Source organism: Hornefia butyriciproducens (genome assembly GCF_009695915.1).
Taxonomy (GTDB): domain Bacteria; phylum Bacillota; class Clostridia; order Peptostreptococcales; family Anaerovoracaceae; genus Aminicella; species Aminicella butyriciproducens.
Map to the genome: position 1 here is coordinate 197,910 of NZ_VUMZ01000003.1, position 19,819 is coordinate 217,728.

A 19,819-nucleotide genomic window follows, 5' to 3' on the forward strand; every position below is an offset into this window, starting at 1 on the left:
AGGGATGAAAGTAGTAATCGGACAGGGTAGCTGCGGAATTGCAACCGGCGCCAAAAAAACCGAAGCGGAATTCAAAAAACAGATGGAAGCCCGGAACGTCAACGCGGAGCTGACCATCACAGGCTGCGTGGGCACCTGTTATCTGGAGCCCATTGTGGATGTTTACGAAGACAACGGAGACATGACCCGGTACGTCAAGGTGCAGCCGGATCGCGTCGAGCGGATTGTAGAAGAACACCTGCAGGGCGGAAAGCCTGTGGAGGAGTTCGCGCTTGCGGATGAGGACAAGGAATTCCTCAGCAAGCAGCAGCGGGTCGTGCTGCGCCACTGCGGTATCATCAACCCGGAGCACATCGAGGAATATATTGCTGTGGGAGGATATGAGGCATCAAAGAAGGTTCTCACGTCCATGACACAGGACGAGGTGATTTCCGTCATCAAAGTTTCCAACCTGAGAGGAAGAGGCGGAGCCGGATTCCCGACCTGGTTCAAGTGGAACGCGGCCAAGAACAATCCGGGAAAAGAGAAATATATCGTATGTAACGCGGACGAAGGCGATCCGGGAGCGTTCATGGACCGTTCCGTACTGGAGGGCGATCCTCATTCTGTACTGGAAGGCATGATCATCGGCGGATTCGCGATGGGAGCTACGGAGGGCATCATCTACTGCCGTGCCGAGTATCCTCTGGCGATTAAGCGTCTGGAGATCGCGATGGCGCAGGCGAGAGAAAAAGGCTTCCTGGGCAAGAACATCTTCGGCACAGGCAGAGATTTCGATATCCGTATCAAAGCCGGAGCCGGCGCGTTCGTATGCGGAGAAGAGACCGCACTGATCGCCTCCCTGGAGGGCGAGCGCGGCATGCCGCGGCTGAAGCCGCCTTTCCCGGCAGCAAAGGGCTACTGGCAGCTTCCGACCAATATCAATAACGTCGAAACCTACGCGAACGTCGCGTGGATCATTGAAAATGGCGGCGAAGCCTTCGCGAAACTGGGCAAGGCGCCTTCTACGGGAACCAAGGTATTCGCTCTGGCAGGAAAGATCAAGAAGGGCGGACTGGTTGAGGTTCCGATGGGCCTTGCGATTAAGGACGTCATCTACGGCATCGGCGGCGGCATCAAGAACGACCGTAAGTTTAAAGCCGTTCAGATGGGAGGACCGTCCGGAGGCTGTATTCCGGCAGATCTGGAGGATACGCCGGTCACCTATGAGGATATCGTCAAGACCGGTGCGATCGTGGGTTCCGGCGGAATGATCGTCATGGACGAGGACACCTGTATGGTGGATATGGCGCGTTATTTCCTGGATTTCACTAAGAAAGAGTCCTGCGGAAAGTGTAACTACTGTCGTCTGGGAACCATGAGAATGCTCGAGATCCTTGAACGGATCACCGAAGGCAAGGGAGAAGACGGCGATATCGAGAAACTGGAGGAACTGGCGCGTAAGATCAAAGACGGTGCGATGTGCGGTCTGGGGCAGACGGCGCCGAACCCGGTGCTCTCCACGATCCGTTACTTCAGAAACGAATATGAAGATCACATTTACAATCACACATGTACAGCGAAATCATGTAAGGCGCTGATCCATTATGAGATCACGGACGCATGTAAGGGATGTACTCTGTGCGCGAGAAACTGCCCGGTCAACGCCATCACCGGCGAGGTCAAGGGCCTGCATGTTATCGATCAGGAACTGTGCATCAAGTGCGGCAAGTGTGAGGAACACTGCAACTTCGGCGCAGTCGTCAGAAAATAGGAAGGAGGATATTTGATGAAAAAATTCAGAATGAATATTGACGGCAAAGAAGTATTCGGCCTTCCTGGACAGACGATCCTTGAGGTTGCCCGGGAGAATGATATCTTCATCCCGACGCTTTGCTATGATGAGAGAACAAAGATTTACGGTGCCTGCGGCATCTGTGTGGTAGAGGTTGAGGGAAACCCCAAGCTCTGCAAGGCGTGTGCGACGGACATCGCGGACGGAATGGTCGTGATGACCAGCACAGAGCGCGTTCTGGAATCCAGAAAGACGAACCTGGAACTGCTGGTATCCAACCATAACGGAGACTGCAAGGGTCCGTGCTCCCTGGCATGTCCCGCCGGAACCGACTGTCAGGGATATGTCGGACTGATCGCCAACGGTGAATATGAGAAGGCGAACGAGCTGATTAAGGACAAGATTCCGCTTCCGGCGAGCATCGGACGCGTCTGCCCGCATCCCTGCGAGGATGACTGCCGCAGAGCACTGGTGGACGAGCCGATCAGCATTATGGCTCTGAAACGTTTCGCTGCGGATAACGATCTGATGGCGGACGAGCAGTATCTTCCGGAAATTGATGAACCGACCGGAAAATCTGTTGCGATCATCGGCGGAGGTCCGATGGGACTTTCTGCCGCGTATTTCCTGCGCCAGATGGGTCACGAGGTCACGATCTTCGACGCGATGCCCAAGCTGGGAGGAATGCTCCGCTACGGAATTCCTGAATACAGACTCCCCAAGGAGGTTCTGGACAGCGAAATCGAGCTGATCCGCGCCATGGGCGTTGAAATCGTACCGGACACCAAGGTCGGCGAGGATATCCCGTTTGAGACAGTGCGCGGAGATTTTGACGCGGTGCTGCTCGGAATCGGCGCGTGGGTGTCCACCGGCGTCGGATGTCCGGGTGAAGACGCGGAAGGCGTCATCGGAGGAATTGATTTCCTGCGCAAAGTGGTAAGGAACGAACCGATTGACTTCGGTGAAAAGGTTGCCATCGTCGGAGGCGGAAACACGGCGATGGATGCCTGTAGAACCGCGGTCAGAATGGGCGCGAAGGAAGTCTACAATATTTACAGAAGAACGAAAGACGAGATGCCGGCCGATATGCTGGAAATCGAAGAGGCTGAAGAGGAAGGCGTAATCTTCAAGAACCTGACGAATCCGAAGGAGATCCTGAAGGACGAGAACGGTCATGTGAAGCAGGTCGTGCTCCAGTGCATGGAGCTGGGCGAGCCGGATGAGTCCGGACGCCGCCGTCCGGTTCCTGTGGAAGGAAAGACCGAGACCATCGACATCGACACGGTGATCCTGGCCATCGGGCAGGCCGTAGACGCGAGCATTTTCGATGTGGACAAAACCAGAAAGAACGCGATCGCCTACGATCCCGACACCTATATGACCAGCATGCCGGGCGTGTTCGCCGGCGGCGACTGCGGAAACGACAAAATCTCCATCGCCATTGAAGCTATCGCTGACGCGAAAAAGGCTTCGGAGGTCATCGACTCTTATCTGAACGGCGAGACGATCAAATACGAGAAACCGTTCTTTGTGGAGAGAGACGACATCACCGAGAAAACCTTTGAAGACAGAGAGCGGATCTGCCGTGAAAAAGCGGATCAGTTGTCTGCGGCAGAAAGGAAAGACAACTTCTCTGAGGTCGTGTTCGGCGGCCTGACAGAAGAGCAGGCGGTGAAGGAAGCCAACCGCTGCCTGGAGTGCGGATGCCACGATTACTATGAATGTAAGCTTATCGAGCTGTCCAACCAGTACGGCGTGAAGTCCGACCGCTTCTGCGGCGAGAAGAACCTGACCGAGTTTGAGGACGATCATCCGTTCATCGCCAGAGATCCGGACAAATGTATTCTCTGCGGCCTCTGCGTCAGGGTCTGTGACGAGGTCATGGGCGTAGGTGCTCTGGGACTGGTGAACAGAGGATTCGACACGGTCGTGATGCCGAATATGATGAAGCCTCTGGCTGAATCCGGATGCGAATCCTGCGGTCAGTGTGTGGCCTGCTGCCCGACGGGAGCACTGCAGGAGAAGCAAACGGTTCAGAAGGAAGTTCCGTTGGATACAGAGATTACGGAAACGACGTGCTCCTACTGCTCCGTGGGATGCTCCCTGGATCTGGAATCCTACGGTGATATGCTGATCAAGGCTAATCCGGACAAAGAAGGCTATGTGAATGCGGGAATCTGCTGTGCCAAAGGAAAATGGGGCTTTGACGCTTCTGTTCTGGAGGATAAGATCGTCGATCCGAGAATCAAGGACGGAGACGGTTTCCGTCTGACGGATTATCATGAAGCCTTTGTAATGATGGCGAAAAAACTCGAGGCAGTCAGAGTGAGACACGGCGCGGAGAGTATCGGCGTTGCGATCTCTGACCGCTATACCAATGAGGAGGCATATGCGATCAAGAAGTTCGCGGATGTCATCGGTGCCCGTACGTTTACCTTTAACAGAAGGGCGAGCGGAGTCAGCGAGGTTCTGGGACTTGATCACGAGGCCTCTCCGAATACTATCGACGAGCTGCTGTCAACAGATGTGATTCTGGTACCGGGCTTCATCAAGAACAGAAACGCGGTGATCTGGAACAAAATCAAGCAGGCGGCGGAAAGAGGCGCCAGCGTCATCGTGCTGAATACAGAAGGCGCACAGGACGAATGGGAATTCGCAGCGAAGGTGATAGACATTGACAACAGCACAGAATTCCTGAAGAGAATCGCCAAGTATCTCGTGGAGACCGGAAAGACAAGCGATGCGGAGGGATTTGACGCCTTTGTTAAATCGCTGGAGGGCGTAGAGCTCTGCGATGAGTGCAGAAGTGTTGCGGAAATGTATGCCGGCGCGAAGAAAGCGATGATCGTATACCAGCAGAATGTACTGTCCACAGAGGCGGCGCGGCTGATCGGTGAAATTGCGATGCTGTCCGGTCATATCGGTACGCCGCGCGACGGAATCCTGGAAGTGAAGCCTAAGAACAATTCTCAGGGACTGGTTGATCTCGGCATCTACGCGGGAGCTGAAGCGATGGATGGTCTGAAGGGACTGCTGATCTTCGGCGAGGATCCGACGGATGCGGACCTGTCCGGCCTGGAATTCCTGGGCGTGTCCGACGTCATGATGACGGAGACCGCGAAAAAGGCGGACGTTGTACTTCCGGGAACGGGATTCGCCAGTGCGTCAGGAACCTACACGAATACCGAGCGGAGACTGATGCCGGTTGAACCCGCTATCGATGAAGATGTTGATTTCAGCAACTGGGAGATTGCGGCAGAGCTTGCGCACGTATTCGAGGAGGAATTCTCCTTCGAGGATGAATACGATATCTCTGAGGAGATGAATGATGCGGTTCCGATGTACAAATACGCGGAGGAAGGCGAAATCCTGGGCGGTGCGCTGAAGCCCTGTGAACCGAAATTCACAGCGGCGGAAGATGCGAAGCTCATCGACGAGCTTGTCTGCACCGACGCGATGATGCGGCAGACCGCAGAGCGCATCCCGACTCCGGTAAAAGCTACCGTATAATTTCGTCAGGAGCATTCGTAATCCCGGTACAGAGACAGCATGACTGCGGAAGAGAACAGCTGTGTAAACCTGATAGGCTGGGTGGCAGTGCCAATGCTAACGAGTGTATAACATAATGTTATATTATGCAAACCTGCAAAAGAGACCGCTGCGTTACGCATCGGTCTCTTTTTTCGGCAATAAAATCCCCGTATCGGTGATGAATGCACTGATGCGGGGATCGTTGATTGATGTGGGAACGTTATTTCTTTCCGGAGATAAGCTCACGCGCACTTCTGCGTGTGGTTTCCGTAATTATCTCGCCGCCCAGCAGACGTGCGATTTCATCGACAGTGGCTTCCTCATCCAGGCGGTCCACGTGAGTGTATGTGCTGTTCGCGTCGGTTTCCTTGCAGATCCTGTAATTGGCGTTTCCGCAGGCGGCGATCTGCGGCAGATGGGTGATGCAGATGATCTGATGAGAAGATGAAATCTCCCGCAGCTTTCGGCCGACGATGCTTGCCGTAATACCGCTGATTCCGGCGTCGATTTCATCGAAGATCATGGTGGGTATTTTGTCATAGGTACCGGTGATGTTTTTGATTGCCAGCATGATACGGGAAATTTCGCCGCCGGAGGCTACCCGGATCAGAGGTTTCAGCGGCTCTCCGCGGTTGGTGGAAATCAGGATCTCCGCTTCGTCGCCTCCCTCTGCGGAAATTGCCGGCGCGGCAGAAATGCGGATCTCGAATCTGGCGCTGTCAAAATTCAGGTCGTGAAGTTCAGCTTCGATGGCCTGTCCCAGTGCTTCTGCGCTTGCCTGCCGGGCCCCGGTCAGTGCGGCGGCGGAGGTGCGAAGCGCCCGGAGCCTCTGCTTTGTTTCCTGCTCAAGCGTTCCGCGGAGCTCATCGAAGTTCTCAAGCTGAGATAGTTCCTGCTGTATTCTGTCGCGGTACGCCAATACATCGCCGATAGAACCGCCATATTTCTTTTTCAGCTCATCGATCTGATCCAGTCTGGAAATCAGCTTATCGAGCTCCTCCGGCCGGAAAGATATCTGTTCCCGGATGCCGGCTATTCGGGCAGCCACATCCTGCAGGCCGTAATATGCATCGTTGAAGATATCGGCAGTTTCCGCGAACTCCCGGGAAAAGTTTCGGATGCTTTCCAGGCTGGACTGAATGTTTCCCATCGAGGAGAGCACATTAAACTCGTTTTCGTCCAGTGGTCCATAGGCGGATTCAACAGCGCTGAAAATCTTTTCGCTGTTCTGCAGGATCGCGATCTGCTCGGTAAGCTCTTCGTCCTCCTCCGGTGCGGGATCCACCCGCTGAATTTCTGCCAGTTCGAACCGGTAAAAATCCGCCTGCTTTCGGCTTTCTTTTTCCGATTTCAGCAGGGTATCCAGCTGCCCTCGACTTTCTTTGTATGCCGCATATGCTGTGTCGAATTCCGCACGCAAAGGGCTGATCTCGGCGTCCCGGTACTGATCGACGAGAGCGAGGTGCTGCCGGGGATCCCGCAGATTCTGATTATCGTATTGACCGTGGATGTCCGCGATCCGGGAAGCCAGTGCGGAGATCTCACCGAGGGTGACCAGCTGTCCGTTCAGACGACACAGATTTTTTCCTGTGGCGGAAATCTCCCGGGTGATCACATAATCCTGACCGTCGAGAGAGGCGGCCAACTGAATGACGGCTTTATCTTTTCCGCTGCGCACAAAAGACGAGTCTGCCCGCGCTCCCAGCGCCAGACTCACGGCTTCAATCACAATGGATTTACCAGAGCCTGTTTCACCCGTGATGATGTTCAGACCGTCTTCAAATTCAATCTCTGTATTTTCGATGATCGCAAAATTCTGTATTAAGAGATGTTGTATCATGATCGGATTATTTTTTGTTCTTCATAATGAGCATATCGTTGAAAATGGAGAGAATCTCCTCGACATGCTCCTCTTTGTCAACAACAAGCAGCAGGGTGTTGTCCCCCGCAATGGATCCCACGACGTGAGGGAGTCCGATGCAGTCGACGGCCTCTCCCGCGGCCGGTCCGCAGCCGGAAAGCGTCTTGATGACGATCAGGTTCTGTGCTGACGCAAAGGAAATGATGGTTTCTCGGAAAATCTTTACGAACCGATCTGAAATCGGTGCGTCGTGTCGGGTACTGACTGCATATTTATACTTTCCGCTTGCAGCGAGAACTTTAATCAGCTGCAGTTCCTTGATGTCTCGGGAAATGGTTGCCTGTGTAACATCGAATCCTTCCTTCTTCAGCATACTTGCCAGTTTGTCCTGAGTTTCAATCTCATTGTTGGCAATCAGCTCTAAAATTTTGTTCTGCCTTGAATAACGCATAATCTCCTCCCCGATTATCGAAAAGAATTGTACAAATCGGTAATATGTGAATATTATAGCACAATTATGCAAAAAATGAAATGCTAATTATTATCCCAGGATAGACAAACATCTGTTCTTATAGTATAATTAATAAAACAGTCAAAGCAGGAGAGGTAACGGATGAGGATACTTGGAATCGACCCGGGCTACGCAATCATGGGATGGTCCGTACTGGATATGAAGGGGAACCGCTTCAGGGCCGTTGACTACGGCTCAATTACAACAGATGCAGGAGTGGAGATGCCTCTTCGGCTCCAGCATCTGTATTCGGAGCTTACGGCCGTCATTGAGCAGTACCGTCCGGAGGAAGCGTCCATAGAAGAACTGTTTTTTAATAACAATGCGAAGACGGTAATTCATGTCGGGGAGGCCAGAGGCGTCGCCGTTTTAGCGTGTGTCAACGGAGGTCTGGACGTGTATGAATATACACCTCTTCAGATCAAGCAGGCGCTGGTGGGATACGGCCGCGCGGACAAAAAACAGGTTCAGGCCATGGTCAAGACCATTTTGAATCTGGAGCAGGTTCCCAGACCGGACGATACAGCGGATGCAGTTGCCGCTGCGATCTGTCACGGCCATTCCGCAGGAGCTGCTCAGAGACTGGAGAAACTGAAAAAGAGAGGAATGAAAAAGATAATATGATACGTTTTCTTAGGGGAAGCTTCCATCCGAATCCGGACGGGACTGCGGTGATCGAGACTGCATCCGGCATCGGATTTCTGGTCAGTCTTCCAGCAAATTCCGGATTGTATAAGAATCCTGAAGGCGCTGAAGTGAAGGTGTATACTCTGATGATCGTCCGAGAGGATGATATGAGTCTGTACGGCTTTGAGAGCAGAGATGAACTGGAGCTTTTCCGCCTCCTGATCACGGTGAACGGCGTGGGCGCCAAAGCCGGAATGTCCATTATGGGAATCCTGCCTCAGATGGAGCTCCGCAGAGCGATTGCGGCAGGAGATACAAAGGCTGTTTCGGCAGCCAGCGGCGTGGGGAAGAAGACCGCGGAGCGCGTGATTCTGGATCTGAAGGACAAGGTGGGAGATTTCGGCGAATTCAGTCCTGAGTCTGTCGCGGAGGGTGCTGCGGTATTCACCAGCGAACGATCCGAAGCTGTGAACGCGCTGATGGCTCTGGGATACAGCAGGAGCGAAGCAGAGAACGCGGTAGGAAAGGTTGGAACAGAGGGGCTCAGTGCGGAGGAATATATTAAAAACGCACTGAAGCAGATGTAACGGAGCGAGCAGATCATGGAATCAGAACGAATTACGCAATCCAGTGCGGGCGCCGCAGAGGCGGGACAGGAAGTTCTCCTGCGGCCTCAGCATCTGGAGGATTTTATCGGCCAGACAGACGCCAAGGGTAACCTGAAGGTCTTTATTGAAGCGGCGAAACTGCGGGGAGAGCCCCTGGACCATGTTTTGTTCTACGGCCCCCCGGGACTCGGCAAGACGACGCTGGCGGGAATCATCGCAAACGAACTGGGCGTGGACATCAAGATTACCTCCGGTCCGGCAATCGGGCGAGCCGGCGATCTGGCGGCGATTCTGACCAATCTGAACGACAACGACGTTCTGTTTATTGATGAAATTCACCGGCTGAACCGCAGTGTTGAGGAGGTACTGTATTCCGCCATGGAGGACTACGCACTGGACATCATCATCGGGAAAGGCCCCTCCGCCCGGTCTATCCGTCTGGATATCGCCCGTTTCACGCTGATCGGAGCGACGACCCGCGCGGGCAGTCTGTCAGCTCCGCTGCGGGACCGGTTCGGAGTCATCAGCAAGTTTGAGATTTATAAAAAGGAGGAGCTGGCGGACATCATCAGACGTTCGGCGCGGCTGATGGGCGTGGAGATCGACGAGGACGCGACGCTTCTGATGGCGCAGTGTTCACGGGGAACCCCCCGTATCGCGAACCGTCTCCTGAAGCGGATCCGTGATTTCTCTCAGGTGCGGGGGAACGGCCGGATCGATCTGGCGATAACAGAGGAAGGACTGAAAGCGCTTGGGGTGGACAGCCTGGGTCTGGAGCGTCTGGATCGTGAGATCCTGTCTACAATCATCGACCGGTTCGGCGGAGGTCCGGTGGGCATCGATACGATCGCGGCATCTATCGGAGAGGAGCGGATCACCATAGAGGACGCCTACGAGCCGTACCTGATCCAGACCGGACTGCTCTACCGCACTCAGAAGGGGCGCATGGTTTCCCGGCTGGGATATGAGCATATGGGTCTGAGATATCCCTATGAGGATGACCGCCGGGAAATCTCAGAGTCGGAGGAACGCACCGGAGAAGGTGAAGAAAAGGATGAGCAGATCAGGTTCGTGTAGCACCGTGGAAAGTGCGACGGACACGGCCTTGTGGAGTTCCGCGGCAATACGGGATTTGTGACAGGCAATGAGGAGAGAGTAACGAAGAAAGTATGAGAGGCATATGAGAATAGAAGACTTTGATTATGAACTGCCGAAGGAATTGATCGCGCAAACTCCGGAGCAGCGGCGGGATCACTGCAGGCTGATGGTCCTGAACCGTGAGCACGGAACAATCCTTCATCAGCATTTTTACGACATACTGGAGCATCTGAAACCGACGGACTGCCTTGTCCTGAATGACTCCAGAGTGATTCCGGCCCGCCTGTTCGGGCAGAAGGAGGGAACCGGCGCGCACATCGAGTTCCTGCTGAGCAAAAGAATCGAAGGAGATGTATGGGAAACACTGGTTCGCCCGGGACGACGGCTGAAGCCCGGAGACTCCGTCAGTTTCGGCGAAGGCAGACTTCGGGCGGAGATCCTGGATTACAGTGAAGGCGGAACAAGGAAGGTTCGTTTCCTCTATGACGGGATCTTCATGGAACGTCTGGAGGAACTCGGGAAAATGCCTCTTCCGCCGTATATCGAGAGGGAAAGCACTGATGAGGACCGGGATATGTATCAGACGGTGTACAGCCGGGTGGACGGATCTGTGGCTGCGCCTACGGCAGGACTCCATTTTACCGAGGAACTGCTCAGGAAGGCGCAGGAAAAGGGCGTGAAGCTCGCGTATGTGACCCTTCATGTCGGAATCGGGACATTCCGTCCCGTGAAGTGTGAAAACATCGAGGAGCATCAGATGCACTTCGAAGAATATTTTGTGGACGAGGACACTGCCTCCGTAATTAACGAGACGATCCGCGCAGGCGGCCGAATCGTCTCGGTCGGAACAACATCGACCAGAACGCTGGAAAGCGCGGCATTCTATGACGAAGCCTGCGGCCGGTATCTTGTGAAGGCGGGGCACGGGAGCACCGGAATTTTCATCTATCCCGGATACGAGTATAAAATCGTGGATGCGCTTATCACGAATTTCCACCTGCCGAAATCCACGCTGATCATGCTGGTTTCCGCGCTGTACGACCGGGAGAAGATTCTGGATGCGTACAGAGAGGCGGTGGAAAAACAATATCGTTTTTTCAGCTACGGTGACGCCATGCTGATCGAATAGATGACGCGCGGTTCCGCAGAAGACCGTGAGCAGTAATATGGGCTAGTTTTACAGGATTTATCGGTGGGTGCATCGATAGAAAAGGAAGGTTGAAATGATATTGGATTTTAACAAAATGCCGACATTGACCTGGGCTAATTTCAGGGGCGGTGAAAAGGATACTGCGGTTCGCATGTACAAAGACACGGACAATCGCATCATGTTCATGAAACTGGAGCCCGGAGCATCCATCGGGTATCACCGGCATGAGGATTGTTCTGAAATCATGTATATCCTGCAGGGCGTGGCCTCTGCGGTGTATGACGGCGTAGAGGAGGAACTGCAGGCCGGAATGTGCGGATACTGCCCCAAGGGACATTCACATGGAGTGGCGAACAAAGGCGAGGAGGACCTGGTATTCTTCTCGGTGGTGTCGGAGCACGGCTCGTCCGGCGGAGCACAGGAGGAACGGAGCCGCGGTCAGAATGCCGATGAGGAGAAAAAAGGGGATACCTTATGACGGATGCGATATCATACGAGCTGATTCATCAGGACCGCAAAACGGGAGCGCGGCGCGGCGTGATTCATACGCCTCACGGCGACATTCAGACCCCGGTATTCATGCCGGTGGGCACACAGGCCGCAGTCAAGGCGATGCGTCCGGAGCAGGTCAGGGAGCTGGGCGCGGAAATCATTCTATCCAACACATATCATCTGTATCTGCGGCCGGGGCACGAGCTGATCCGGGAGGCCGGAGGCCTGCACCGCTTTATGAACTGGAACCGTGCGATTCTGACGGACAGCGGCGGATTTCAGGTGTTTTCGCTGGGGCAGCTGCGGAAGATCACCGAGGAGGGCGTGCAATTTCAGAGTCATATTGACGGTTCACGGCACATTCTTACGCCGGAGAAGGCTGTGGAGATCCAGAACGCGCTGGGCTCTGATATCATGATGGCCTTCGACGAATGCGCGCCGTATCCCGCCGACAGAGAATATATCCGGGACTCCATGGAGCGCACACTGCGCTGGCTGGAGAGATGCAAGGCGGCGCACCGGAACAGGGAGCGTCAGTCTTTGTTCGCGATCATGCAGGGCGGTATGTACCGGGATCTCCGCAGGGAATGCGCGGAGCGTATGGTGGAGATGGATTTCCCCGGATACGCCATCGGCGGGCTTTCCGTGGGAGAGCCGAAGGAGCAGATGCTGGAAATTCTGGACGACTGTGTGGATTATCTTCCCCAGGACAGGCCACGGTACCTGATGGGGGTCGGCACTCCGGATTATCTCTTTGAGGCTGTGGAACGGGGAATTGACATGTGCGACTGTGTGGAGCCTACCCGCATCGCGCGGCACGGTCTGGCCACCACGAGCCGCGGCAGAATAAACATTAAGAACGCTCGGTTCGAGCGCGATTTTGGTCCGCTGGATCCGGAATGCGACTGTTATACCTGCCGGAATTACAGCAGAGCGTATATCCGCCACGTCTTCAAGGCTGGGGAAATGATGTCCGCGATGCTCCTGTCCAATCACAACCTGCACTTCCTGATCAATATGATGGCGGGAATGCGGAAGGCGATTGAGGAAGACCGGTTTACTGAGTTTAAAAAGGAATTCTATGATAAATACTATGGAACAGAATAACATCTGCAGGCATAATGAGTTTTGCGGCGGCTGCACTTATCAGGGAACTGACTACGGAGAGCAGCTCCGGACAAAGGAAAGTGCGGTGCGGTCGCTTTTTTCCTCTGCGGAAATCACTCCCGCGCGGTTTGCTCCTATCGAGGGCTGCCCGCGGGAGCAACGTTTCGGCTACCGCAACAAAATGGAGTACACCTTCGGCGATATGGTCAAGGACGGTCCTTTGTGCCTGGGAATGCACAAAATAAAAAACTTCATGTCTATTGTAACGGTGGATGAGTGCCAGCTGGTGCATCCTGATTTCAACCGTATTCTGCGGTTCACTCTTGATTTCTGCACTGACCGGGGATATGTGAAATATCACAAAAAATCCCACTTAGGGCTTCTGCGGAATCTTGTGGTGCGCCGCGGCGTGCGAACCGGAGAACTGCTGGTAAACATCGTTACATCTTCCCAGAGTGAGTTCGACGAGGATGCTTGGAAGGAGGGTCTTCTGGCACTGCCTCTGGACTGCAGAATCGTTGGCATCATGCATACGCTGAACGATGGGCTGGCTGATACGGTGGCCTGCGACGAACTGCGTCTCCTCTACGGACGGGAATATTATTACGAAGAACTTCTGGGGCTCCGGTTTATCGTCCATGAATTCGCATTCTTCCAGACTAATGTTGATGCCGTGGAGCGTCTTTACAGCGAGGCGCTCGCACTGATCCCCGATCTGGAGGGAAAGACTGTTTTCGATCTGTACTGCGGCACCGGCACGATCAGCCAGATTGCCGCCCGATCCGCTGCCCGGGTTCTGGGCGTCGAAATCGTTCCGGAAAGTGTGGAATCCGCTCGGGAGAACGCGGCTCTGAACGGACTGGATAACTGCGAGTTCGTCTGCGGCGACGTGTTCGCTGTTCTGGACACGCGGCAGGACAAGCCGGATGTGATCATCGTCGATCCGCCTCGAGCGGGCATGTCACAGGAGGCCGTAACCCGCATCGCCTCCTACGGCGTGAAGCAGATCCTCTACATCTCCTGCAATCCCAAAAGCCTGGTGAAAAATCTGGCCTGGTTCGCCGAACTGGGATACGAGGCCGAGTATGTCCGGCCATACGACAATTTCCCGATGACCCGACATGTGGAGACGGTAGTATTGATGTCTAAAGCAAACACATAAGAGGCGATGAAAGGCTTGAAAACAAGCGGTTTATGGAATTAGCTTCTATCGAGTCGGCCACTCAGGAAGCTCAAAAAACACTCCCCGGAAACTTATCTAAAGGTCATTTTGCCGGAGGGTTGAGTAGGCCATTTAGATGTCGGGGGTCGAGTGCGCCATTTAGATGTCAGAAACCATAGGGTTGAGTGGGCTGTTTAGATGTCGGGGGTTGAGTGCGTTATTTAGATGTCAGGGATGAAAACGGCAGATTGTAATTGTAAGGAGCAGCATGCTATGAAGAAGAGCATCGGTATCATTCTAATAATTTGCATTGTGCTTACTCTCGCGCTTTTGATCGGTATTCTTCCATCAGTTACAGACTATCAGGCAAAGCATCGCATATACACTGATATGCAGACTGATCTTTCTGATGTGATGAATGTAAACATCAGAATTGTTTCAGTCGATAAGCATGATGGGGGAATTGCATATGGTGCCGGAAGCAGCGGAGTTGTAATAGAAAAAACAGAGAACAAGTATTATGCTTTGACCGCATTTCATGTTCTTGCGAATGATGAGATCGATTATTTTGTAGTCATAACACCGGATGATCCGTCCGTTTTCGACTACAAAAAAGAACATGAAGGCGTAGGGCAGGAAGAGTATTATAATCAGCTTCCTAAAGTAAAGGTTGAATTCGAGAAAGAGGAATCTGATTTGGCTGTTATTTCATTTGAGTCTGACAAGCAAATCTCTGTCGTACAAATCGCAGAAACAATGCCTGAGAAGGGAGATCGAATAGCTGTGATATCCAATCCGGAAGGAGAGAAGTTTGTTAGTACATACGGCAAAATCAAATCCAGTAAACCAGAGAACTTCAGTTTCAATGATGATCAGTCTGACAATCTGGTCGTAAAACATAGTGCATATGAAGCACCCGGCAGCAGTGGAAGCGCAGTGTATAACGAAAGCATGGAGCTGGTCGGTATCAACATAGGCGGCGGCAGAGATGTATTTGGGCGTTTCCGATATGGTGTGATGATACCAACAGATCAGATCAATGAGTGCATCAGCGGATGGCAAGAGGAGAAATGACATGGCATGTTCCGTTTCCGTATAGATATGAGGTCAAATAAGGAAGAATGAGTAGAAGGATTCTCATAATAACAATGATTTGCATTCTGACAGTTTTGGCTGGATGTGGAAAGAAAGCTGAGCCGATAGATTTGCCATCCAATGAGGCTGTCACAAGTATAGAGGTCATTACGATCGACGGAGCTAAAGCCGATATCACAGAAACCACTCAGATCGAGACAGTCATGACTGCTTTAAGTGCAGCTAAACCGACCCGAGTACAATCCGTAAACGACCAGCCTGCAAATGTTGACGCTTACGGAACCATCAGCATCAATACCGCTGGTGAAGCAACAGTGGTTTACTACTATGATAAAGATAGTAAACATTATATCGAACAACCGTACAGGGGAATCTACGAGCTGGAAGATAATTTAGAAGAGACTCTGCGTCAAGAGTAAGTGAGGTGTCGCAATGTCTATGAAAGCGGTCAAGATCATTGATATTATTTGCATAGTAATATTTGTGCTCATGGGGGTGTATATTTTTGCTTTACCTGAAGCAACACAGGATCTCCTTTTGCCTGTCTTTACAATCATCAATCCTTATAAGACCGGTGCGTGGATCATGGGAATCGGATTTCTTGTCACCTGTCTCTGGGGAAAAGGAAAGGCAGGCTTGGTTTTAGGTGTAGTGCTACTGGTATGTTATCTGATTACGGCGTTTGTATCACTGGTAGGATTAATGGTAGTGACAACCGGGCTTGACCTTCTGTGGTATTTGCATCCTATTCCTATTGTAATTGGATGCATTGTGGCAATTTGCAGGAAGAGAAGAAGATAAGAAAAAAGAGACAGACCAGAGCTCCTCACTACCAATCACGGCGGTGGGGAGCTCTTATTATGCCTCGATGTCGATTGTGATCCCGGACTTGAAGTCTACTGTGAAGTGATCCTCGAAGACGGTGATCTTGGCAATGTGCCTTGAGACCAGTGCCTCGTCAAATTTTGTGATGTCAGCGGCCTGCTTATTGATGAAGTCCTGCAGGTCTTTGATCCGTTTCATCTGGTCATCCCGGAGGACACTGTCGACTTCGGACTGCTTGCGCATATCCCGGAGCCGGATTATCTCATCAGTGATGGCATCATAGTCCGCGCTCTGGTTGGCTTTCTTGATGAGCTCTTTCTGTAATTCCTTCATCCGCGCGTCGATGACTTCTGGGGAGAGAGTATCTCGATCTGAAATGGCAGTTTTCATGTTGGACTGCAGTGTTTTCAGGAAGTCAGTTTTCTGGCAGAGCACCTGATTGATGGCGTCAATCACCACCTGCTCCAGAATCGTTTCATTCACTGTGCGGCTGCGGCAGGCATGGCCGGTGTTCTCAAGCCGTGAGCAGCACCGCCAGACGATCGACCTGCAGCCTCGGTTGTTCCAATGAACGCGCCGGTAATATTCTCCGCACTCGCCGCAAAAAATGATCTGTGCGAAGCAGTGCTTGCAGGAGTAACAGCGGCGCCTGCCATTCTCGGTGGTATGCACTCTGCGTCTTCTGGCCAGTTCCTCCTGCACCAGCAGGAAGATGTCTTTCGGAATGATGGCCTCATGATCACCTTCCACATAGTACTGCGGCATGGTGCCGTTGTTCTTAACTCGCTTCTTCGTCAAAAAGTCCGTGGTATAGGTCTTCTGAAGCAGGGCATCACCGATGTACTTCTCGTTTGTCAGGATCTTCTTTATGGTGCTGGGGTGCCATCTCTCTTTCCCAGCGCCGGTGAGAATACAGTCAGCTTCCAGACCGGCAGCGATCTTATCCATGCTTTTGCCTTCGAGATATTCCCGGTAGATACGTTTGACGATCTCGGCCTGTTCGGGGTCGATGACCAGATTGCCGTCTGAGTCTTTGGTGTAACCGAGAAAGCGGTTGTGATTGACCTGTACCTTGCCTTGCTGGTAGCGATACTGGATTCCCATTTTTACATTCTGTGAAAGGCTCTGGGATTCCTGCTGGGCGAGGGAGGCCATGATGGTAAGCAGCACCTCGCCTTTAGAATCCATTGTGTTGATGGACTCCTTTTCAAAGAAAACCGGGATGTTCTTATCCTTGAGCTCACGGATATATTTCAGGCAGTCCAGCGTGTTACGCGCAAACCGGCTGATTGACTTAGTGATGATCATGTCGATGTTTCCGGCATGGCATTCGTCGATCATGCGGTTAAACTCGTCACGCTTCTTAGTGTTGGTGCCGGTGATGCCGTCATCTGCAAAGATGCCAGCCAGTACCCATTCTGGATTCTTTGAAATGTACTCTGTGTAATGCTCAATCTGTGCATCGTAGCTGGTGGCCTGCTCATCGCTGTCAGTACTGACTCTGCAGTACGCCGCGACTCGGAGCTTTGGCTTCTCAGCTTTTTTGATATTGTTTCCGACCTGCCGTTTGGCTGGTATGAAGGTAACGTTTGCCATCAGCTTACCTCACTTTCAATCTGGCTATAAATGTATTCTGCCTGCTGCACCGGGCTGTCAAAGTGCTCAGTGAGCTCACCAAGCTTGAATCGTCTGAACGGCTTTACCTCCCGTGGCTTTGTCTTCCGGCCATTCCTGCCGAGGGCTTCCGCACGCCTCGTGATTTCTTCCTGAGCCCTTGTAAAGGTGCTTTCACCGATGATGGCAGGGTAGAAGGCATCGCCGAGATAGTGCTTATTACTCAGGAGCCGCTTTACACTGCCGTGATAAGCGTCGATTCCGACCTCTGCCGCAGCCGACATGAGCCCCATGCCTGCGAGGTAGTTTTTGTAAAGGTTCCGGAGCCTGTCTGCAGCATCATTGTCGATGACTGCGTTCCCGTTTACGATCCGGTAACCATAAGGGGTATGTCCCATTTCTTCACATCCTTTCTGTTAGCGTGAGTCCGCATTTCAGTTCAAAGGCGATCTTTTCCCTTGAGAGCACCCGGACGCAGCTAACGGTCTCTTCGAATAATTCATCATCGAAGGAGTCGAGCATGGAGCTTTTCTCCGTAAAGCGGAGCAGGGTAGTTGCGGCCTGAATTTGGCAGGCGTCGCCTTTGACGCTTTTGCTCAGCATTTCGATTTCCGTGTTGTATCTGTCAGCCTGTGCGAGCAGGGTGTTCATCTCCTCGTTATAGAGAATCTGGTCAATATAGCCTTGCGCCATGAATCCGGTCAGACGTTCTTTCTGCTGGCTGTTTTCCATGAGCAGGGTTTGCAGCTCCTGAATCCTATGGAGGGAGTCGTCGTTGTTTCCCTTGCGCAGCGCTTGCACATATGGCTTCAGGATCAGCTTCCTCGCGAAGATCAGCTTGTTGATCATCGTCACAAAGGCAGCCTTTAGTGCATCGTCCCGGATGAACTTCATGGAGCATTTGCTCTTGTCGTCGAGATGCGTGCTGCAAGCCCAGACGATGTATTTGTATTCGCTGCAGTAATGCGTCCGGCGCTTGAAGACGTCGCCGCATTCACCGCAGATGATCTTACCGGAGAAGCAGTACCGGTTCAGGTATTTGTCACTCCCTTTGACGATGCCTTTTTCTTTGCTGTGTTGACGGAGCACTTCACGGGCTGCTGCGAAAACTTCTCGGCTTACGATGGCTTCATGATGATCAGCCAGAGCGTATTGATCTTTTTCACCGTTGTTCACGTGCCGGTTGAACTGCGAGTCCGTATAAGTTTTCTGGAATATCACATCGCCGGTGTATTTCTCATTGACGATCAGTGTGCGTATCGTGTTCGCCGTCCAGCGATTTCCCTTTTTAGTACAGATTCCTTTGGCGTTCAGGTCTTTGGCAATGTCCTGCGTGCCACGACCTGCCAGCACCTGATCAAAAATCCAGCGGACGTTTTCGGCCTGTTCTGGAATCACAACCATCTGATCGCCGTCCCAATCATAGCCGTAGGGTGGGTAGCTGATCTTGAAGGTTCCGTTCTTGAAGCGCTTCTGTATCGACCACTTGCTGTTCTCCGAGATGGATACAGACTCGCCCTCGGCCATGCTGCTTAAGATCGCAAGGAAAAGCTCGCTTTCCATTGAGCCGGTGTTCAGGTTTTCCTTTTCGAAGTAGATCGGGATATTCAGGTCGAGGAGCTTTCTGACCATCTCCAGACAATCGGTTGTATTCCGGGAAAAGCGGCTGATGGACTTGGTAATGACATAGTCGATCTTGCCAGTCTCGCAGTCCCGGATCATCCGCATCAGTTCAGGTCGCTTGTCCTTCTTGGTGCCGGTGATGCCTTCGTCGTAGTAGAGCCCGGCAAATGTCCAGTCGTCCCGACAGGCGATGTAGCTTTCGTAGTGCTGTTTCTGGGCTTCCAGACTTTCGAGCTGCGCATCGGAGTCCGTGGACACACGGCAGTAGGCAGCAACACGGAATTTAGTCTTTTCTGCTGCAGGAGCCTGCTTTGCCTTGATCTTCGTGACCTTTTTCACTGTTTCACCTCCCTTCGGTAGTGTCGTATATTACCTCTGAACCGCAGTACTATCAACGGTATTAGGAAATATATCCACGAGAAACGGAGAGAAAGATTGCGCGTTCAGCTCACTCATTTTGTGGTATTCTTCCAAGCTGATCAGCTCCGCATCAAGCAGAGCTTTTGTGATGATCTGGGCGCGGTAATAGTCGATATCTTGCTGAAACTGCTCCGGGGTAAAAAAGCGATCTGTTGTTATACCGGAGAGGGCAGACTTGACTTCCGGGCTTAATGTATCTGTCATGAGGACACCTCCTTCGTAGTACGGACATTCAGAAGGCTCATTGATGGGGTGCTTCTGAAAGTTCTTCACTTTCCACTGGAGGTCAGGAGGGCGATTTGACGAAAAAAAAAAAGAGCC

General features: G+C 52.5%; 18 protein-coding genes. 12 read left to right on the forward strand and 6 right to left on the reverse strand.

What is annotated here, in order from left to right:
- Window positions 1–4 precede the first annotated feature (4 nt).
- Both FYJ64_RS04695 and FYJ64_RS04700 read left to right on the forward strand, forming a co-directional pair.
- Window positions 5–1,753, forward strand: a complete 1,749-nt coding sequence (locus FYJ64_RS04695) for an NADH-quinone oxidoreductase subunit NuoF (protein WP_075712008.1) — start codon at window positions 5–7, stop codon at window positions 1,751–1,753.
- A 15-nt stretch (window positions 1,754–1,768) separates the two neighbouring features.
- Window positions 1,769–5,284, forward strand: a complete 3,516-nt coding sequence (locus tag FYJ64_RS04700; RefSeq protein WP_154574058.1) for an NAD(P)-binding protein — start codon at window positions 1,769–1,771, stop codon at window positions 5,282–5,284.
- A 241-nt stretch (window positions 5,285–5,525) separates the two neighbouring features.
- Here FYJ64_RS04700 and recN read toward each other — a convergent pair whose 3' ends face one another.
- Together recN and FYJ64_RS04710 are read right to left on the reverse strand one after the other, a co-directional pair.
- Entirely contained in the window at window positions 5,526–7,145 is a 1,620-nt protein-coding gene (gene recN, locus FYJ64_RS04705; protein ID WP_154574059.1) for a DNA repair protein RecN, read from the reverse strand.
- A 7-nt stretch (window positions 7,146–7,152) separates the two neighbouring features.
- Entirely contained in the window at window positions 7,153–7,617 is a 465-nt protein-coding gene (locus tag FYJ64_RS04710; RefSeq protein ID WP_154574060.1) for an arginine repressor, read from the reverse strand.
- Between the two features lie 162 nt (window positions 7,618–7,779).
- On the opposite strand from FYJ64_RS04710, the gene ruvC reads away from it, so the two are divergent.
- From ruvC to FYJ64_RS04760, 10 genes are all read left to right on the forward strand, one after another.
- On the forward strand, window positions 7,780–8,301 hold the full coding sequence (gene ruvC, locus FYJ64_RS04715) for a crossover junction endodeoxyribonuclease RuvC (RefSeq protein WP_154574061.1): 522 nt from the start codon (window positions 7,780–7,782) through the stop codon (window positions 8,299–8,301).
- Window positions 8,298–8,891, forward strand: a complete 594-nt coding sequence (gene ruvA, locus FYJ64_RS04720; RefSeq protein WP_154574062.1) for a Holliday junction branch migration protein RuvA — start codon at window positions 8,298–8,300, stop codon at window positions 8,889–8,891. Before ruvC ends, ruvA begins: the two co-directional genes overlap by 4 nt.
- A 15-nt stretch (window positions 8,892–8,906) precedes the next feature.
- A complete protein-coding gene (ruvB, locus tag FYJ64_RS04725; protein ID WP_154574063.1) occupies window positions 8,907–9,989 on the forward strand; it encodes a Holliday junction branch migration DNA helicase RuvB in 1,083 nt (360 codons plus the stop codon).
- 103 nt (window positions 9,990–10,092) lie between these two features.
- Complete coding sequence (gene queA / locus FYJ64_RS04730; protein ID WP_154574064.1) at window positions 10,093–11,139, forward strand: tRNA preQ1(34) S-adenosylmethionine ribosyltransferase-isomerase QueA; 1,047 nt, start codon at window positions 10,093–10,095, stop codon at window positions 11,137–11,139.
- A 94-nt stretch (window positions 11,140–11,233) separates the two neighbouring features.
- Window positions 11,234–11,638 (forward strand): cupin domain-containing protein, encoded by a 405-nt coding sequence (locus tag FYJ64_RS04735; RefSeq protein ID WP_154574065.1) that lies wholly within the window; start codon window positions 11,234–11,236, stop codon window positions 11,636–11,638.
- A complete protein-coding gene (tgt, locus tag FYJ64_RS04740) occupies window positions 11,635–12,759 on the forward strand; it encodes a tRNA guanosine(34) transglycosylase Tgt (RefSeq protein WP_154574066.1) in 1,125 nt (374 codons plus the stop codon). The genes FYJ64_RS04735 and tgt overlap by 4 nt, the downstream gene beginning before the upstream one ends.
- Window positions 12,746–13,921: a 23S rRNA (uracil(1939)-C(5))-methyltransferase RlmD gene (gene rlmD, locus FYJ64_RS04745; protein WP_154574067.1), complete on the forward strand. Its 1,176-nt coding sequence runs from the start codon at window positions 12,746–12,748 to the stop codon at window positions 13,919–13,921. The genes tgt and rlmD overlap by 14 nt, the downstream gene beginning before the upstream one ends.
- A gap of 273 nt (window positions 13,922–14,194) precedes the next feature.
- Window positions 14,195–14,995: a S1 family peptidase gene (locus tag FYJ64_RS04750; RefSeq protein ID WP_206045542.1), complete on the forward strand. Its 801-nt coding sequence runs from the start codon at window positions 14,195–14,197 to the stop codon at window positions 14,993–14,995.
- A gap of 47 nt (window positions 14,996–15,042) precedes the next feature.
- Window positions 15,043–15,435, forward strand: a complete 393-nt coding sequence (locus FYJ64_RS04755; protein ID WP_154574069.1) for a DUF5301 domain-containing protein — start codon at window positions 15,043–15,045, stop codon at window positions 15,433–15,435.
- A gap of 19 nt (window positions 15,436–15,454) precedes the next feature.
- The gene (locus tag FYJ64_RS04760; protein WP_154574070.1) at window positions 15,455–15,817 is read left to right on the forward strand and encodes a hypothetical protein; all 363 of its coding nucleotides are present in this window, start codon (window positions 15,455–15,457) and stop codon (window positions 15,815–15,817) included.
- A 57-nt stretch (window positions 15,818–15,874) separates the two neighbouring features.
- Here the strand turns inward: FYJ64_RS04760 and FYJ64_RS04765 are convergent, their stop codons facing one another.
- Genes FYJ64_RS04765 through FYJ64_RS04780 form a run of 4 tightly spaced genes read right to left on the reverse strand, consistent with a single transcriptional unit; the run spans window position 15,875 to window position 19,702 of the window.
- A complete protein-coding gene (locus FYJ64_RS04765; RefSeq protein ID WP_154574071.1) occupies window positions 15,875–17,437 on the reverse strand; it encodes a recombinase family protein in 1,563 nt (520 codons plus the stop codon).
- Entirely contained in the window at window positions 17,437–17,853 is a 417-nt protein-coding gene (locus FYJ64_RS04770; RefSeq protein WP_154574072.1) for a serine integrase family protein, read from the reverse strand. The genes FYJ64_RS04765 and FYJ64_RS04770 overlap by 1 nt, the downstream gene beginning before the upstream one ends.
- A gap of 4 nt (window positions 17,854–17,857) precedes the next feature.
- Complete coding sequence (locus FYJ64_RS04775) at window positions 17,858–19,417, reverse strand: recombinase family protein (RefSeq protein ID WP_328596985.1); 1,560 nt, start codon at window positions 19,415–19,417, stop codon at window positions 17,858–17,860.
- A 30-nt stretch (window positions 19,418–19,447) separates the two neighbouring features.
- Window positions 19,448–19,702 carry an SHOCT domain-containing protein gene (locus tag FYJ64_RS04780; protein WP_206045543.1) on the reverse strand — a complete coding sequence of 85 codons (255 nt, stop codon included), beginning with the start codon at window positions 19,700–19,702 and terminating at the stop codon, window positions 19,448–19,450.
- Between the last annotated feature and the right edge of the window lie 117 nt (window positions 19,703–19,819).

Excerpts from the sequence above, each read along its gene's own strand:
- FYJ64_RS04695 (WP_075712008.1), top strand. The coding sequence starts at position 5 with ATGAAAGTAGTAATCGGACAGGGTAGCTGCGGAATTGCAACCGGCGCC.
- FYJ64_RS04700 (WP_154574058.1), top strand. The coding sequence starts at position 1,769 with ATGAAAAAATTCAGAATGAATATTGACGGCAAAGAAGTATTCGGCCTT.
- recN (WP_154574059.1), bottom strand. The coding sequence starts at position 7,145 with ATGATACAACATCTCTTAATACAGAATTTTGCGATCATCGAAAATACA.
- FYJ64_RS04710 (WP_154574060.1), bottom strand. The coding sequence starts at position 7,617 with ATGCGTTATTCAAGGCAGAACAAAATTTTAGAGCTGATTGCCAACAAT.
- ruvC (WP_154574061.1), top strand. The coding sequence starts at position 7,780 with ATGAGGATACTTGGAATCGACCCGGGCTACGCAATCATGGGATGGTCC.
- ruvA (WP_154574062.1), top strand. The coding sequence starts at position 8,298 with ATGATACGTTTTCTTAGGGGAAGCTTCCATCCGAATCCGGACGGGACT.
- ruvB (WP_154574063.1), top strand. The coding sequence starts at position 8,907 with ATGGAATCAGAACGAATTACGCAATCCAGTGCGGGCGCCGCAGAGGCG.
- queA (WP_154574064.1), top strand. The coding sequence starts at position 10,093 with ATGAGAATAGAAGACTTTGATTATGAACTGCCGAAGGAATTGATCGCG.
- FYJ64_RS04735 (WP_154574065.1), top strand. The coding sequence starts at position 11,234 with ATGATATTGGATTTTAACAAAATGCCGACATTGACCTGGGCTAATTTC.
- tgt (WP_154574066.1), top strand. The coding sequence starts at position 11,635 with ATGACGGATGCGATATCATACGAGCTGATTCATCAGGACCGCAAAACG.
- rlmD (WP_154574067.1), top strand. The coding sequence starts at position 12,746 with ATGGAACAGAATAACATCTGCAGGCATAATGAGTTTTGCGGCGGCTGC.
- FYJ64_RS04750 (WP_206045542.1), top strand. The coding sequence starts at position 14,195 with ATGAAGAAGAGCATCGGTATCATTCTAATAATTTGCATTGTGCTTACT.
- FYJ64_RS04755 (WP_154574069.1), top strand. The coding sequence starts at position 15,043 with ATGAGTAGAAGGATTCTCATAATAACAATGATTTGCATTCTGACAGTT.
- FYJ64_RS04760 (WP_154574070.1), top strand. The coding sequence starts at position 15,455 with ATGAAAGCGGTCAAGATCATTGATATTATTTGCATAGTAATATTTGTG.
- FYJ64_RS04765 (WP_154574071.1), bottom strand. The coding sequence starts at position 17,437 with ATGGCAAACGTTACCTTCATACCAGCCAAACGGCAGGTCGGAAACAAT.
- FYJ64_RS04770 (WP_154574072.1), bottom strand. The coding sequence starts at position 17,853 with ATGGGACATACCCCTTATGGTTACCGGATCGTAAACGGGAACGCAGTC.
- FYJ64_RS04780 (WP_206045543.1), bottom strand. The coding sequence starts at position 19,702 with ATGACAGATACATTAAGCCCGGAAGTCAAGTCTGCCCTCTCCGGTATA.